Annotated in this window: 17 protein-coding genes and 1 tRNA gene; 12 read left to right on the top strand and 6 right to left on the bottom strand. The window is 65.2% G+C overall.

Annotated features, from left to right (window positions below):
* Nucleotides 1-405: 405 nt before the first annotated feature.
* From KO481_RS33790 to KO481_RS33770, 5 genes are all read left to right on the top strand, one after another.
* A complete protein-coding gene (locus tag KO481_RS33790; RefSeq protein ID WP_215922594.1) occupies nt 406-1,155 on the top strand; it encodes an acyltransferase in 750 nt (249 codons plus the stop codon).
* Between the two features lie 205 nt (nt 1,156-1,360).
* Nucleotides 1,361-1,888 (top strand): DUF1697 domain-containing protein, encoded by a 528-nt coding sequence (locus KO481_RS33785; RefSeq protein WP_308166869.1) that lies wholly within the window; start codon nt 1,361-1,363, stop codon nt 1,886-1,888.
* A gap of 788 nt (nt 1,889-2,676) precedes the next feature.
* Nucleotides 2,677-4,155, top strand: coding sequence for a M4 family metallopeptidase (locus KO481_RS33780; protein ID WP_215922550.1), 1,479 nt, complete (start codon nt 2,677-2,679; stop codon nt 4,153-4,155).
* Between the two features lie 47 nt (nt 4,156-4,202).
* Entirely contained in the window at nt 4,203-4,862 is a 660-nt protein-coding gene (locus tag KO481_RS33775; protein ID WP_215922549.1) for a hypothetical protein, read from the top strand.
* A 182-nt stretch (nt 4,863-5,044) separates the two neighbouring features.
* A tRNA-Ile gene (locus KO481_RS33770) sits at nt 5,045-5,118 on the top strand.
* Nucleotides 5,119-5,124: 6 nt separating this feature from the next.
* On the opposite strand, the gene KO481_RS33765 is transcribed toward KO481_RS33770, so the two are convergent.
* The 3 genes from KO481_RS33765 to KO481_RS33755 form a co-directional block, all read right to left on the bottom strand.
* Nucleotides 5,125-5,331 (bottom strand): hypothetical protein, encoded by a 207-nt coding sequence (locus tag KO481_RS33765; RefSeq protein WP_215922548.1) that lies wholly within the window; start codon nt 5,329-5,331, stop codon nt 5,125-5,127.
* A 50-nt stretch (nt 5,332-5,381) separates the two neighbouring features.
* Entirely contained in the window at nt 5,382-5,867 is a 486-nt protein-coding gene (locus tag KO481_RS33760) for a hypothetical protein (protein ID WP_308166868.1), read from the bottom strand.
* Between the two features lie 93 nt (nt 5,868-5,960).
* Nucleotides 5,961-6,650 carry a hypothetical protein gene (locus tag KO481_RS33755; protein WP_215922547.1) on the bottom strand — a complete coding sequence of 230 codons (690 nt, stop codon included), beginning with the start codon at nt 6,648-6,650 and terminating at the stop codon, nt 5,961-5,963.
* Between the two features lie 210 nt (nt 6,651-6,860).
* Between KO481_RS33755 and KO481_RS33750 the strand changes: the two genes are divergently transcribed.
* The 5 genes from KO481_RS33750 (at nt 6,861) to KO481_RS33735 (ending at nt 10,530) form a co-directional block, all read left to right on the top strand.
* A complete protein-coding gene (locus KO481_RS33750) occupies nt 6,861-7,421 on the top strand; it encodes a hypothetical protein (protein ID WP_215922546.1) in 561 nt (186 codons plus the stop codon).
* 8 nt (nt 7,422-7,429) lie between these two features.
* Entirely contained in the window at nt 7,430-8,755 is a 1,326-nt protein-coding gene (locus tag KO481_RS33745) for a Dyp-type peroxidase (protein ID WP_215922592.1), read from the top strand.
* 4 nt (nt 8,756-8,759) lie between these two features.
* Complete coding sequence (locus tag KO481_RS33740; RefSeq protein ID WP_215922545.1) at nt 8,760-9,773, top strand: hypothetical protein; 1,014 nt, start codon at nt 8,760-8,762, stop codon at nt 9,771-9,773.
* A gap of 213 nt (nt 9,774-9,986) precedes the next feature.
* The gene (locus KO481_RS44935; RefSeq protein WP_372452167.1) at nt 9,987-10,307 is read left to right on the top strand and encodes a transposase family protein; all 321 of its coding nucleotides are present in this window, start codon (nt 9,987-9,989) and stop codon (nt 10,305-10,307) included.
* Between the two features lie 82 nt (nt 10,308-10,389).
* The gene (locus KO481_RS33735; protein WP_215922544.1) at nt 10,390-10,530 is read left to right on the top strand and encodes a hypothetical protein; all 141 of its coding nucleotides are present in this window, start codon (nt 10,390-10,392) and stop codon (nt 10,528-10,530) included.
* A 33-nt stretch (nt 10,531-10,563) separates the two neighbouring features.
* Here the strand turns inward: KO481_RS33735 and KO481_RS33730 are convergent, their stop codons facing one another.
* The gene (locus tag KO481_RS33730; protein ID WP_215922543.1) at nt 10,564-11,571 is read right to left on the bottom strand and encodes an NmrA family NAD(P)-binding protein; all 1,008 of its coding nucleotides are present in this window, start codon (nt 11,569-11,571) and stop codon (nt 10,564-10,566) included.
* A gap of 25 nt (nt 11,572-11,596) precedes the next feature.
* Between KO481_RS33730 and KO481_RS33725 the strand changes: the two genes are divergently transcribed.
* Complete coding sequence (locus KO481_RS33725; protein WP_215922542.1) at nt 11,597-12,124, top strand: winged helix-turn-helix transcriptional regulator; 528 nt, start codon at nt 11,597-11,599, stop codon at nt 12,122-12,124.
* 123 nt (nt 12,125-12,247) lie between these two features.
* The gene (locus KO481_RS33720; RefSeq protein ID WP_215922541.1) at nt 12,248-12,616 is read left to right on the top strand and encodes a YrdB family protein; all 369 of its coding nucleotides are present in this window, start codon (nt 12,248-12,250) and stop codon (nt 12,614-12,616) included.
* A 186-nt stretch (nt 12,617-12,802) separates the two neighbouring features.
* Here KO481_RS33720 and KO481_RS33715 read toward each other — a convergent pair whose 3' ends face one another.
* Nucleotides 12,803-13,693, bottom strand: a complete 891-nt coding sequence (locus KO481_RS33715) for a haloalkane dehalogenase (RefSeq protein WP_215922540.1) — start codon at nt 13,691-13,693, stop codon at nt 12,803-12,805.
* A 92-nt stretch (nt 13,694-13,785) separates the two neighbouring features.
* A complete protein-coding gene (locus KO481_RS33710; protein ID WP_215922539.1) occupies nt 13,786-14,517 on the bottom strand; it encodes an SDR family NAD(P)-dependent oxidoreductase in 732 nt (243 codons plus the stop codon).
* Nucleotides 14,518-14,521: the final 4 nt, after the last annotated feature.

The following is a 14,521-nucleotide window of genomic DNA, read 5'->3' as shown; positions in this document are numbered from 1 at the left end:
TGCTCGTACGGGCCTGCACGAGACTAGCCGCCCGGACCGACCGACGGCGTGCCGCCTCACTGTCTCGTCTCCAATCGGGCCGATTTCCGCGCGCGCAACTACGCCTCGCTGGCGCTCGGCTCCGTCGCGCGTAAGGCGGCTGTGCCTATGGTTCGCTTCGCTCACGGCCTCGCTGGCGCTCGGCTCCGTCGCGCGTAAGGCGGCTGTGCCTATGGTTCGCTTCGCTCACGGCCTCGCTGGCGCTCGGCTCCGTCGCGCGTAAGGCGGCTGTGCCTATGGTTCGCTCCGCTCACGTCGAGGGCAGGGGAGGTGGCGGGATCGGGCGAAAGTACCCTGGTACCTCGACGACGACACCGCGGGCCGAGACGGACGCCTGATGGACGCGAGGAGCACTTCGTGACGAGCATGTGGGGCGCACCGTTGCGCGCGCGATGGCGGGGTGCGCGGCGCCGGGATCCGGAGCAGGCGCGCTTCCTGACGGTCGCCTCGCTGCGCTGGGTGCTCGCCAACCGGGCCTACACGCCGTGGTACCTGGTGCGGTACTACCGGCTGCTCAAGTTCCGCCTGGCCAATCCGCATATCGTGCTGCGCGGCATGGTCTTTCTGGGCCGTCGCGTCGAGGTCCACGCCACCCCCGAGCTGGGCCGCATGGAGATCGGGCGCTGGGTGCACATCGGCGACGGCAATGCGATCCGCTGCCACGAGGGTTCGCTGCGCATCGGCGACAAGGTGGTCTTCGGCAAGGACAACGTCGTCAACACGTACCTCGACATCGAGATCGGCGCCTCGACGCTGGTCGCGGACTGGTGCTACATCTGCGACTTCGATCACAAGATGGACGACGTCACCATGCCGATCAAGGATCAGGGCATCGTGAAGAGCCCGGTCCGCATCGGCCCGGACACCTGGATCGCGGCCAAGGTCACCGTGCTGCGCGGCACCCGGGTCGGACGCGGATGCGTGCTCGGTGCCCACGCCGTCGTCAAGGGCGACGTTCCCGACTACGGCATTGCCGTCGGCGCCCCGGCGAAGGTTGTCAAGAACCGCAAGGACGCGTGGGAGGCGGCCGCGGAGGCGCGGGAGGCGCGGGCCGCGGCCCTGGCGGATATCGAACGCAAGAAGTCCAACGGGGTCGGGGCGTCCCACGGCGGATAGGCGTACCTCCGCATTCGCTCCGGCCATGCGCGGTGTCGGACGGCTTCGCCGACGGCGCCCATTAGGCGGCGTCGCCGCGGGGCCGGGTGCGCGCTCGGCCGATCTGTCGGTAGGGCGGAGTACCTTCGACCGCATGAGCCCGCGGAGTGGGAAGCCCAGAGGAGATAGCGGCAGCGCGTCCCGTGTCGATGGGGAGCATCGATATGTGGCACTGTTGCGCGGGATCATGCCGAGCAACCCGAACATGCGTGGTGAGAAGCTGCGGGGCGTGTTCAGCGGGCTCGGGTTCAGCGATGTCGGGTCGGCGCTGGCCAGCGGCAATATCGTGTTCGGCAGTGCGGAAACCGACTGTGCCGCACTGGAGTCGGAGATCCAGCAGGCGTTGAATGCCGAACTGGGTATCGCGGGCGGCACCATCATTCGCAGCAAGCAGCAGCTGCAGGCACTGGTCGATTCGGATCCGTTCCCGGGGCTTACGCACTCCCGTGAGACGTATTTGATGGTCAGCTTTCTCAAGAGCGCCGACAATGTCGGCCGCAAGCAACCGCCACCCGAGCTGGCCGAACTGGTGCGAATCGTCCGGTACGACCAGCCCGCGCGCGCCGTGCTCGCGATCATGGACAACAGTTCGCCGAGTACTCCGGCCCACATGGCATGGCTGGAGAAGGCGTACAGCAAGGACATCACCACCCGCACCTGGTTGACGGTGCACAAGATCCTCGCCAAGCTGTAGCGTTGGCGGTGCCCTCCGGCGATCCGCGGATCGAGGGGCTCACATCGGGAATGCCGGATCATCCGATGGGTAGCAGTAACCCAGCCATAGCGTCGACATGCACACCGAGAGAGTTCGTCTCGGGGGACCGCAATCGAAATAGATTGCAGCACACGAATTTTCGATAGACGTCTCACTCGGTATGTCCTCGTCGAGCCGTCTCGCGATCGGTGCGCCGTGCGCCGGATCGCCGAGGCGGGCTCGTTCGCTCGGGCGATGCTGTAGTGGGCCGTCGTTCATCGGCGAGCTAGGGGGAAAGTATGAGGACATTCAGAACACGGCTGGCCGTGGTCGTTGCGCTCGCGACTGTCGTGGTCGCGGGGCCGGCGGTGACCAGTCCGGGCGTGCTCGGCCGGGCAGCCGGGCAACCGCAGCCGGATTCGCCGTCACTTGTGGCTGCGCCCAAGAAGATTCATCGTGATGCGCACGGATCGGTCCGGCAGGTGGTCCCCGATCGCCCGGTGCCTCGGCCCGGTGGGGCGGGTGGTTCCGGCCGACCTGGTGGATCAGGGCACTCCGGCGATTCCGCTGGTTCCGGCAATCCGGATGGTTCGGGCGGTCCCGGCGGTCAGGCTAGCCCGGGTGGTGCGAATCGCCGGGGAGGTCCGGATGGTTCGGGCGTTGCGAATGGTCCGGGGGGTGCGAATCGCCCGGGAGGTGCGAATGGTCCAGGGGGCGCGAATGATTCGGGAGGCGCTGGCGGTCCGGCAAGGGTAGGGGGTGCGGGCGGCCCGGGAGACCTCGACGGCGTGGAAGATGCGGCTGGCCCGGGCGGTCTGAGTGGTGCTGCCGCAGCGCACGCGGCGGATATCAAACGAATCTTCGGCGCCGCGGATCGCGCGGATCTGGTGGTGCAGAAGACGTCTCGGCGCGGCCGAGGGGCGACCGTCCGGCTCGCGCAATCGATCGATTCGGTCCCCGTCTACGGTGCGGGGGTCGCACTGGCGTTGCGGGCCGACGGCTCGCTACTCTCCGCAACCGGCGCCTTGGCGGAGCGGACCGCCGGTAGATATCCCTCCGGGGCGACGACTCCCACCGCGCCCGCCCGCACGACAGCGGTAACCAAGGCTGCCGAACTCGCTGGAGTCGCCGCGGAGGCGGTACGGGTGCGGGCGGCTTCAGCGGCCTGGTACGACCCTGAACTGTCCGGCAGCGGTGCGGACAAGGCCGCGGTGGCGGCGTTCCGATTCGATATCGCGGCGGGTGCCGGCGGCTGGCGAGTGTTCGTCGCGGCGGGTTCACCCGGTGTCGTGCTGGACGCATGGCAGTCCGAGGAGAACCTGGCCCGAGTCATCTGCGACGCGAACCGTCAGCGGGGCGAGGACCGGATCGAAATTCCCTGTGGCGCAGAGGGATCGTATCCGGTCGTCCGTGCCGAAGGTGCACCCCGCGTTGCCCGGAACGACGATGCGAACAAGGTCTACGACTGGATCGGCGACACCGAGAACTTCTACTCCCACAACACCGACCTGGGCAGCCTCACCGATCTGATCGGCATCGACGCCCACGACGGCCACGGCAAGGCGCTGCGTGCCACCGTGCGGGTCTGCCTGGACTCCTGCCCGTACGCCAACGCCTTCTGGTCCGACACCGAGGGTTTCGTGATGGGCACCGAGGTGTTGAGCCCCGACGTCGTGGCCCACGAGCTCACCCACGGCGTCACGGCGAAGACCAGCAACCTGGACTACGTCAACGAGTCCGGCGCCATCAACGAATCCCTGTCCGACATCTTCGGCGAATTCACCGAACTGTCCTCCCACACCAAGCATGCCGCGAAGGACCGCTGGAAGATCGGCAACGGCACCCGCCTCGGCGTCATCCGCGACATGAAGTCCCCCACGAAAACCGCCGACCCGCAACCGGATACCTACCAGGGCCCGGGCTGGTCCCCGGCTACCTACTCCGACCGCAACCGCGTCCCCGACCGCGGCGGCGTCCACATCAACAGTGGCGTAGGCAACAAACTCGCCTACCTGATCACCGACGGCGACACCTTCAACGGCCAGACGATGAAGGGCCTCGGCCTGCAGAAGGCGGCAGCCCTCTACTGGACGGTCGAAACCGAGCTGTATACCAGCGCCGACTACCCCGCCCTGGCCACCACCCTCCTCACGGCCTGCCATGAGGCCGTGGACGACAAGTCCGCCGGTTTCGCCGATTCCGACTGCGACCAGGTCCGCAAGGCCATCACCGCCGTCCACATCCCGATCTCGCAGGACCGGGCCTGAGCGCCAACCAGCTTGTTATCGTTCCTCACTATTGAAAGGACCCATCAGTGGCAACCGCATCGCTCGAGAGCAGGGTGACCCACTTGGAGCGCAGTCAGATCGACACCGCCGACCGAATCGACAAGCTTGCGAAAACGGTCGAAGACAACCACGTCAAGCTGATGGACCACATCGGTGCGGTGGTGCACGGAAGTATCAACAAACTGTCGAGCGACGTCGCGGAGGTCAAGGGCGACCTGGCGCAGGTCAAGGTCGACGTGGCGCAGGTCAAGGTCGACGTGGCGCAGGTCAAGGGCGACCTGGCGCAGGTCAAGGACGACGTGGCGCAGGTCAAGGTCGACCTGGCGGAGGTCAAGGTCGACGTGGCGCAGTTCAAGGACGACGTGGCGCAGGAGTTCCGTGCGGTGCATGAGAGGTTCACCGCGGTCGACGAAAGGTTCACCGCGGTCGACGAGAGGTTCACTGCGGTTGATCAGAGGTTCGATGCAGTCGACGAGAGGTTCGCTGCGGTTGATCAGAGGTTCGATGCGGTCGACAAGAGGTTCGACGCGGTCGACAAGAGGTTCGCTGCGGTTGATCAGAGGTTCGATGCAGTCGACAAGAAGTTCGACACGGTCAACTCCATACTCCAGGGGCAAGACGCGATCCTGAAGTCTCAGACGCAGATGCTGACGGCGATCCTCGAGCGGCTCCCGTTGAAGGGGTAAGGCGCAGGTGAGCCCCCGTGGATGCCGGGGGCTCACGCTCGCCCGGCGTCCCACCCGGACAAGCACCCGGCCCCTGTCCGGGTTCAGTGGCCGAGGCCCGTACCGCGCCACGCCGGACATCCAGCTAGGCGTATCCCCACTCGACGCGGTAGCATCGCCCACGCCCGCGTGTACTGCGGTCGGGGGCGGTAGCTCAGTCGGTTAGAGCCGCGGACTCATAATCCGCTGGTCGTGGGTTCGAGCCCCACCCGCCCCACCCAGGTCAGAGAGTCGTGATCCGGCGCAGTCCGGCCCGCCGCCGCAGGCGTTGAAACTCGTCGCTGTACCACTCCGGCCGGACCGGAGTCCCGTCCTCGTGTACCGCGATCAGCCGATCGTCCGACCACGGGATCCCGAGTGCCAGGCATTCGGACATCTGCCGTGCCTTCAAGGCGCGCAACGCCTCCGCGAGGTCAGGTGGGGCTGCCAACCCCGACAGCAAAAGTCGTTGCGGCCACTATCAGTTCGATGCCGAGGTACTCAGCGTGCGCCGTTGATCAGTGTCCTCACGATCATGAAGATGGCGGCTATGGCGAAGCAGGCGAGTCCGACGACCCATACCGTGAACATCTGCCGCATCGGTATCAGCTTGCCTACCCACCCTGCGTCCAGGTCCGCAATGTCCTGCTGCTTCGCGAAGGCGTGGCCATGTGCGCCCAGGGTTCCCGCACCGAGTTCGTCCTGTTCGAAACGCTCCAGCCAGAGTGCATCCTTGCGTCCGGCGAGGCGATGGCTTGCCATGAGCATGATCGAGATGGTCGAAACGATCAGCGCGAGAAGCGATGAAGCGATCCGCGCAACGGGGTCGTTGCCCGCTCCCATCGCGATGCTGAACAAGAAGGCCTGCGCGGTCAAGCTGAGGGCAGGCACCTGCCAGAGCAGATTTTCGTATTGGAGGTGTCGGTTCGCCACGGCCTCGTAGAGCATCGTCAATTCGAGCGAACGCCACGAAGATGACTCGTCCACGCCAGGTACTGTTGCACAGCCGTGCAGGCCCCGTGGAGGTTTGTCGCTTCCGACACGCCTTCGCGTTTTCGCACGGATCGCGGCTGCCCAGGATCAATCGGGCTCCGCACGCCGTTTGCCGATCAGCCCGGCGCGGGTCAGGAGGAGGCCGCTGACCACGAGCACCCAAGCCGGAAAGGCCAACGTCACCCATCGGCTCAGGTCACTGATGATCAGCAGTGCCAAAGCCGTCAAATAGCTGAGGCCGACGAGCCAGCGGGGCATCAACCTGGTCTTCAGCCAGATCGTGGCGAGCGAGATCATGAACACCGCGGCCATGCGCAGCGCATAGGTCTGGCTCGCCGAAATCAGCACCATCCTGCCGAAGCGGATCACCTCGGCGCGGGCGGCCGGGTCGGCGGCGCCGGTGTTGCCGGCCACCAGACCGGCGGCAACAGCGGTGGCGACGAACATCATCGCCAGGAACAGCAGCCCGCTGCCCAAGAATACCGACAGGAAGAACCGGTCTTCGTAGCGCCCGAATCCGTCGCGCACAACGCCGATGAACCACAGGAAGCTGATGCCGGCGAAGGGCATCAGCACCGTCGCCGTGGTGATCGCGCCGTGCCGGCTCTGCAGCCACTGCGTCGAATCCTCAACGTGTTCAGGCATTGTGATTCGGATCAAGACCAGCGTGGTACCGAGCAAAACCGCAAAGAGCACTCCGGCCAGTGCCGCGGCGCGCGGCGTTGACAATTCACGCAGGGGCGGCGCAGTCTTGATGTGTTCTGACGGAGTCGGCATGCGGCCATCCTTCCAAAGTCGGGTGCCTGCCGCCGGAATTTCCGTGCATATCGCGATTCGTACAGTGCGGCCGGGCAGCGTCACAAATCGACAACAAGTTCTCGACGATGTCCTCACTCGACGGACGGAATCGGATTCTGGCGCCACAGGCCGTGTCCGAGACGGTTCGATAGTTGACTTACTGCAATGGCGAAAGCAGGTGATCACAACATGTCGACCGCCGATCAAGACTGGAGCAAACCAGCGGCGATGGCGATTCCCCAGGAGGGCTACTTCGAGCTGCAGCGGGGCAGATACGGCCCGATCTATCCACGAACTCCGGCCTGCTATGGGTTCTCGATCATCGCCAAGGTGAAACCGGGCCGGGAGGAGGCCGTCCGTGCATACGGCAAGCAGATCGAAGACGCGGTAGCGGCCAGCCCGGATGTGCTGGCGCCGCTGCGGTTGCATTATCTGCGGTGGGTCTTGTTCGACGTCGGTTCGGGCCTGCATTTCCAATATCAAGGCATCTTCGACACGGATTTCGACAAGTATACCGAGGATGCCGTCATGCTGTTCACGCAGACCGGAATAACCACCGTTTTCACGAATCTCGAGGGATTCCCCGAGGACTGGAAGGAAAACCCGGAAGCCTTCGTGAAATTCGTTCGCGAACACCAGTTCCCGAGTTTCCTCGAGTATGGCGAGTACCCGTACGTCACAGCTGACGAGATCAAGAAGGCGCTACGGTTGAAGGCCGCGTTCTCCGACATGCTCGATCAGATGCAGTGACCGTCGGCATGCTCGAGCTCGACGATATTCAGCACATCCTGCTGACCCGCACGCCGGCGCTGACCGGCCGCTACGAGTTCCTGTCCTTCGACGACCCCGCCGGGGGCCGGGCCTGGTTGACTCCGCTGCTGGATCGGGTGCAGTCGGTCGCGGACGTGCGCACGACGATCGATAGCTCTACACGTTGGGTCACACTGGCCTTCACCTGGAACGGACTGCGGGCGCTCGGCGTGCCGGAGCCGGCGCTTGCCACCTTCCCCGACGAGTTCCGGGAGGGCATGGCCGCCCGGGCAGACATCCTGGGCGACACCGGCGCCAATCATCCCGACAACTGGGTGGGCGGGCTGGCCGGTGACGATCTGCACGCCATCGCAATCCTGTTCGCGCGCACCGAGGCCGACCGACAGCGAAGCACGGCCGAACACGAAAAACTGGTGTCCGGCTGTACCGGTGTGCGCGTGTTGTCGTTCCTGGATTTGAACGCAACACCGCCGTTCAATTACGCCCACGACCACTTCGGGTTCCGAGACCGGTTGTCCCAGCCCGTGATCGAAGGATCCGGGGAAGAGCCGACCCCAGGCTCGGGCGCGCCGCTGCAACCCGGGGAATTCATCCTGGGCTACCCCGACGAGCACGGGCCGCCTCACGGGCTGCCGCAGCCGGAGGCCCTGTCCCGCAACGGCAGTTACATGGCCTACCGGCGACTGCAGGAACATGTCGGCGCATTCCGGAACTTCCTGCGCGAAAACGCCGACACCCCGCAAGGGCAGGAACTACTCGCCGCCAAACTCATGGGCCGGTGGCGCAGCGGCGCGCCGCTGGTGCTGTCCCCGGACCATGACGATCCCGAACTGGGCGCAGACCCCTTACGCAACAACGACTTCAACTACAAACAAATGGATCCGCACGGTTATGCGGTACCGCTGGGCGCGCATGCGCGGCGACTCAATCCGCGCGACACCGCGGTGAACATGAACCGGCGCAGGATGATTCGCCGTGGCGCCACCTATGGGCCGGCGCTGGCGCCGGAAGCATCCGACGACGGCGCGGACCGGGGAATAGCCGCGTTCATCATCTGTGCCGACCTGGTCCGCCAGTTCGAGTTCGCCCAGAACGTCTGGATCAACGACAAGACCTTTCACGAACTCGGCAACGAGCACGACCCCATCTGCGGCACCCAGGACGGCGCCCTGGAGTTCACGGTCCCGAAACGGCCGATCCGCAAGGTATATAAGGGCCTGCCCGCCTTCACCAGCCTCAAAGGCGGCGCGTACTTCTTCCTGCCCGGTATCCGCGCCCTGCGCTACCTGACCACGCTCGACAGCGAGAGGTGACCTCATGAGCAGCCTGTCAGCGGCACGCACCTACAACCAGAGCCACATCCCGCGCACCGCCGACGGACGGCGGCGGATCAGCATCTACTGGGCGTGGAGTTACCCGTGGGAAGCCCAACGCGATCCCGCCGAAATCTACAACCGCTTCTCCACGATGACCGAAGTTCGCAACGTCGCATGGCCGGGCTACGAAACCACCGAATACGACGCCGCGCATTTCCTGCAGGGCATCGCCGGCACGCTCGAACTGTTCCACCGCTCGACACTCGGTTTCCAACAGTTGGCCGGAGAGGTCACCGGTCATCCCGTCGCGGTATTCCAGCGCATCGACCAGGCCGGCTACACCTTGCCCATCGACGAGCGGATTCTGGCCGACACCGACACGCTGATGGTGTTCGGGCTCGACCACCTCGTCTCCGAACAAGAGGCCGCACCCGAGGAAATCGACGCCCTCCGCGAGTGGCTGCACCGCGAGGGCACCTGCCTGCTGCTCGCGCCTCACCACGACGTCGGCTTCACCGACGACAATGCGCAGCGACAAATCGAATACCTGCATCACGGCGACCCGCTGGTGCCCCGGCAGCAACGATTCGGCCAGTACACCCGCTCGCTGATGAACGCGCTCGACGTGCCGGTGCACAACACCTGGGGCCTACGCCCGGCGGTCGTCGACGGCACCACCGAGATCGCCCCCGTCACCGCATACCGCGACCTGGACAGCCCCCGGCTCCTGGACAGCGTCACCACATTCAACTTCCACCCCCACCTGCCGCACTACGAACTCACCGCACCGGAAAGCGACTCGCTGCGGGTGCTGGCCCGCCAGCGCGTCGACCCCGCCCGCCCCCACCCCTTCACCGCGGCCGGGAATACCGAATTCAACGCGCTGATCTGGATGCCACCCACCGGCCCCCGTGCCGGCGACATCCTGCTCATCGACTCGACGAACTTCACCACACTCTTCGGCGGAACCGACAGCCTGAAAAATCTCTGGCACAACCTCGCCACCATGAAATGAAAAGCGAAGCCGCGGAACACTAGCTGTACTTCGACCACCAGGCGGGCCAGCAGTACCTGCCTGCACTGCCTGCACTCGGAAAAACGGGACTGTCGGAAGGACGGCTCTGTCTCACTTTCGGTGGTTCGGTGGTGTTGAGTGGCACGATGTCCGTGTGTGTGTGAGGTGAATGTGCCTGCTGCCGTGGTGTTTTCGGGGTTGCTGCCGCTGGTGATGGAGGACGTGGTCGACGAGGGTAGGCAGGTTGTGGTGTGGGCGCGGACGCCCGACGATCCAGCCCCGTGTCCGGGCTGCGGCGCCGAGTTCGCGCGAGTGCACAGCTATCACTGGCGGACGGTAGCTGACGTTCCACTCGACGAGCGTCCGGTAACGGTGAACGTAAAGTGCTGCGGCAGCCTGTCGTTGGGCAGCAGCTCTTCCGCGAGATCAAGGCGCTCGGCTACACCGGCGGGCCGAGTCTGCTCTACCGCTACGTCAACGAAGGCCGGAGAGAACGTGATTGCTGCACAGGCGGTGGTTTGGGGTGGCGAATAGTCACTTCCCGTTGGACGCGAAGCGTTCGAGGCAGTGGGCGGGTTCGATGCGCGCTACTTCCTGCTACTTCGAGGAAACCAAGATGGCGCTCGACGTGCACCGTGCTGGATGGCAGCGGTTCTACTGTGACTACCACAAGGGATCACCGTGGATCGTGTTCGCGCCGCTGGTGGCGGCCGGACTGAAAGTTCGTGGTTTGCCGGCGTTGACGCTCTTGCGTTGAATGTGGTTGCGGCTCAGGCCAACAGCTCGATGCTCATGCGTCGGCGGTGACGGCTCCGAATGCTGAGCGGTGTTGCCGCACGAAGTTTCGGAAGGTCAGCGGGGGGCGGCCGCTGGCCGCTGCGAGGGCCGAGGGGTCGATGTCCTTGCGCAAGATCGTGGTGTTGTCCTCGCACATCTTTGCCTGGGTGGTGATGTGCTGGATCATGGCTTGGTTGGGCAGGCCCCCGGAGTGGGCCAGCAGCTGGCGGCGCCAATCGTTCGCGGTGATGTACTGATAGCGGACTTCGCGCCCGGTTTCCTCGCTGATGATGTCGGCGATCTGATGCTGGGAGAGCAGCTCATGGCCCGGCGGGTAGATGATTGGGCTGTTGGCGTGGTGTTGCGGGTCGAGCAGGGCGGTCGCGCACAGATCGCCGGCGTCGGCGGCGCTGATCCAGGCCGGGCGGGCATCGCCGAAGCAGTTGGCGAATACGCCGGTCTCTCTGATCGCGTCGGAGTGCAACAGCAGGACATTCTCGTAGAAAAACGCGCAACCTCGCACCGAGGTGAAATTCACCCCGAGCTGGAGCAACAGCTCATCGGCGAGGGCATGTTCTCGGGCGATTCCGCTCGCGGCGTTATGGTCGGCCGCGCCGTTCCCCATCATCACGACATGCGGCGAGGAGCCTAGCTCGCGGATCACCGACGCCACATTCGCCAGCGCGTCCACGATGCCAGCCGCTACCGGATACGCGACATACACCGAACCGGCTCCATCCAGCGCGGGGAGCAAAGTCCGGCGGTCGTGCAGGTCGCCGACCAAGGTTTGCGCCCCGGATTCGCGCAGCCGCTGGGCGCGGTCGTCGTCGGAGCGCACCAACGCCCGCACTAGCCGCCTCGCCGTTTGCAGCCGCTCGACTACCCGGGCTCCGGTGCCGCCATGGCGGCCCGTCGCTCCGATGACCAGCACCGTTTCCTGATCGCTTGTCGACGCAGTCACGCTGGCACCCTCCTCCCTGAATCTGATTTCAAGACTCAGGGTACTGCGGCTGGGTAGCATTGTCAAACTCTGCTACTATTGGCTCATGACCAGGAGTTCTGTTGATCTCGACGAGGCCGGGCCGGCCAGCTTTGAGGAGCTGCGGGTGCGGGACTGCTCGATCAAGCGCACCCTGGACATCATCGGGGAGAAGTGGACGCTGCTGGTGCTCCGCGAGGCGTTTTACGGCGCGCGCCGCTTCGAGCAGTTCCTCGCCAACGTCGGTTGCGCGCGGACCCTGCTGAGCGAACGACTCGCCACGCTCGTCGAGCACGGCGTGCTGCAACGCGAGCCATATCGCGAAGCCGGACAGCGTGAACGCCATCAATACCTGCTCACCGAGAAAGGTCATGACTTGTTCGCGGCCTTGGTCGTATTGATGCAGTGGGGGGACCGATGGGAAGCCGGTCCGCAGGGAGGGCCCGTAGTGGTCAGGCACCGCGAGTGCGGCCAGCCGGTGCACGTGGAGCTGCGCTGCGCGCACGACCATCGCGTGTTCGAGGTCGAGGAAACCGAATCCGGGCCCAGGCCCGGCTTGACTGATCTGCCCAACAGCCAACCGTCCGAGCGATAATGAAGATCAGCGGCGCCTGCGCTGTGCGATGACATTGCTCATCGGCCCGCGCTGACAACTCGGGACTGTTCCCCTGGTTGTTCCCAGCCGTGGCACCCCGGGACGAGCAGTTAAGCTCGCCGAATGTCGTTGAACCCGATCATGTTGGGCCTGCGGTTTCTGCTCGAGCTCGCTGCAGTCGCCTCGTTCGGGATCCTCGGGTGGCGGGAGTTCGATGCGCCATGGCGGTATCTGCTGGTACTGATCTTGCCGATTGTGGTGGCTACGGTGTGGGGGACGTTCGCGGTGCCGGGGGACCCGAGCCGGAACGGGCAAGCAACGATCGCAGTACCCGGTGCAGTGCGACTCATGATCGAGATCGCTGTGCTGGGGGGCGGAGTGGTGGCTTTGTGGGCTGCCGGACTGTCGACGGCGGCGCTGCTGTCCGCCGTCTCGCTCGTGATTTACCAGGCCCTCGCCTACGACCGGGTGGGCTGGCTGCTCGGCCGCTGAACCACCAAAATCGATGATGATCGCCGCCGCACCCGTTCGGGCTGCCGATTGACCTTCACCGCCGCAGCGCCGAGTGGGAAAATTCCATGCCGTCTACCGCACCATTTACGCCATCGCAGTTGGCACACCCATGCCCTGCCGGCCAACCTCAGAACTTGACTGTCAGCGGGTACCGTCGACCTCCTGCTACCGGGGCGAGCGCAGCGTGCGCACGAATTGCGCGACGGCAGTGCCGATTTCGTCGGGGGTGTCCTCCTGGACGAAGTGCAGTCCGCTGACGGTGGTCTCGGTGAGGTTCGGCCACGAGCGGATGAGGTCGCGGATGCGGCCCTGGACGATGGCCCCTGGTTCGGCGTTGACGAAGAGTTTGGGCACATCGCTTTCGGCCAACCAGTTGCGGTAGTCGTTGACCACCGATGTGACGTCGGCGGGCTCGCCGTCGATGGGGATGTTGCGCGGCCAGGACAATGTCGGCCGGCGCGACTCACCCGGGTTGACGAACGGCTGCCGGTAGTGGTCCATTTCTTCGTCGCTGAGCCGGCGCGCCATCCCTGCGGGCAGAACTTCTTCGATGAAGATGTTCTGCTCCAGCACCATGGTCTCGCCCTTCGGTGATCGAAAGCGCCTGAACATGCCGCGGAGATCCGATGGGAACTCCGACCAGCTGATTGGGGTGACGCTGGCTTCCATGAACGCGATGCCCTGTATGCGGTCACGATGCTGGTTGGCCCAATCGAAGCCGAGCACTGAACCCCAATCGTGCAGCACGAGTGTCACGTTGTCGCCGAGATCCAGTGCATCCCAGAGCGCGAACAGGTAGTCGCGCTGTTCGGCATAGTTGTAGCGGTCCGGACCCGACGGGTGTAGTTTGTCCGACTTGCCCATACCGATCATGTCGGCGGCGACGAGACGGCCCAGTCCTTCCAAGTGTGGCATCACGTTGCGCCACAGGTAGGACGACGTGGGGTTGCCGTGCGCAAAGACGATGGCATCGCCGTCGCCCTCGTCGACGTAGGCCATCCGGTTTCCGTTGACCTCGCGATAATGCAGTTGCCCGTAAGGTTTTGCCCCGACCATGGGTATCTCCTCATTTGCTTTTTGTGGACGTGGGGCGGCTCATTACGTTCGTCGTGACGGCAACGAGCTACTTCATCAGCTCGCGTGTCTGGTCAGATGGCGGTAAAGCCGCCGTCCACCGTCACGGTCGCACCGGTGAGGTAGCTCGCTTGCGGCGACGCCAGGAAAACAATCGCTTCGGCGATCTCGGCTGGGTCCGCGGTCCGGCCCAACGGCGTCGCGGAGCCCAGCTGTTCCAGCCCGTCGCCGAACGTGCCGGCGGCGCCGTCGGTGCGGGTGGGCCCGGGCGCGACGGTGTTGACGCGAATCCCGTTGGCGCCGAACGCCGCCGCCCAGGACCGGGTGAAGGATTCGAGTGCCGCCTTGGCGGCCGCGGTGACCGGCGCGAAGGGGACGCCGACTGACGCGCCCATCGAGGAGATGTTGACGATGGCACCCGATCCCCGGGCGATCATCCCTGGCAGTAGCGCCGCGGTCAGAAAGAACGGTGCACGCACGTCGACGTCGAACATCGTGTCGAACGAGTCGACATCCTGCTCCAGTGTCGGAGCGGCCGTGAGCGAGGCCGCGTTGTTGACCAGCACGTCCACGTCACCGGCCTGTTCGGCCAGGCGTCGAACGGATCTGATGTCCTTCAGGTCGGCGGCGATGAACTCGGCACGTCCACCCTCTGCCTCGATCGCCGCGACGGTCTGCGCGCCTCGTTCGGTGTCGCGCCCGGTGATGACCACGCTGGCGCCGCGGCGGGCGAACAGTTTGGCGGCTTCCTGTCCTATTCCGGCGGTCGCGCCGGTCACCAGCACCCGTTGGTCCGGTAGTTCCATTACG

The organism is Nocardia albiluteola (genome assembly GCF_018860155.1).
GTDB classification, from domain to species: Bacteria; Actinomycetota; Actinomycetes; order Mycobacteriales; family Mycobacteriaceae; genus Nocardia; species Nocardia albiluteola.
This window is presented reverse-complemented; position numbering and strand designations above follow the sequence as displayed.

What these genes read in the sequence shown, in the direction of transcription:
- KO481_RS33750 (WP_215922546.1), top strand. Translation starts at nt 6,861, where the DNA reads ATGTCGACCGCCGATCAAGACTGGAGCAAACCAGCGGCGATGGCGATT.
- KO481_RS33755 (WP_215922547.1), bottom strand. Translation starts at nt 6,650, where the DNA reads ATGCCGACTCCGTCAGAACACATCAAGACTGCGCCGCCCCTGCGTGAA.
- KO481_RS33725 (WP_215922542.1), top strand. Translation starts at nt 11,597, where the DNA reads ATGACCAGGAGTTCTGTTGATCTCGACGAGGCCGGGCCGGCCAGCTTT.
- KO481_RS33715 (WP_215922540.1), bottom strand. Translation starts at nt 13,693, where the DNA reads ATGGTCGGGGCAAAACCTTACGGGCAACTGCATTATCGCGAGGTCAAC.
- KO481_RS33745 (WP_215922592.1), top strand. Translation starts at nt 7,430, where the DNA reads ATGCTCGAGCTCGACGATATTCAGCACATCCTGCTGACCCGCACGCCG.
- KO481_RS33730 (WP_215922543.1), bottom strand. Translation starts at nt 11,571, where the DNA reads ATGCTACCCAGCCGCAGTACCCTGAGTCTTGAAATCAGATTCAGGGAG.
- KO481_RS33710 (WP_215922539.1), bottom strand. Translation starts at nt 14,517, where the DNA reads ATGGAACTACCGGACCAACGGGTGCTGGTGACCGGCGCGACCGCCGGA.
- KO481_RS33735 (WP_215922544.1), top strand. Translation starts at nt 10,390, where the DNA reads ATGGCGCTCGACGTGCACCGTGCTGGATGGCAGCGGTTCTACTGTGAC.
- KO481_RS44935 (WP_372452167.1), top strand. Translation starts at nt 9,987, where the DNA reads ATGGAGGACGTGGTCGACGAGGGTAGGCAGGTTGTGGTGTGGGCGCGG.
- KO481_RS33720 (WP_215922541.1), top strand. Translation starts at nt 12,248, where the DNA reads ATGTCGTTGAACCCGATCATGTTGGGCCTGCGGTTTCTGCTCGAGCTC.
- KO481_RS33740 (WP_215922545.1), top strand. Translation starts at nt 8,760, where the DNA reads ATGAGCAGCCTGTCAGCGGCACGCACCTACAACCAGAGCCACATCCCG.
- KO481_RS33790 (WP_215922594.1), top strand. Translation starts at nt 406, where the DNA reads ATGTGGGGCGCACCGTTGCGCGCGCGATGGCGGGGTGCGCGGCGCCGG.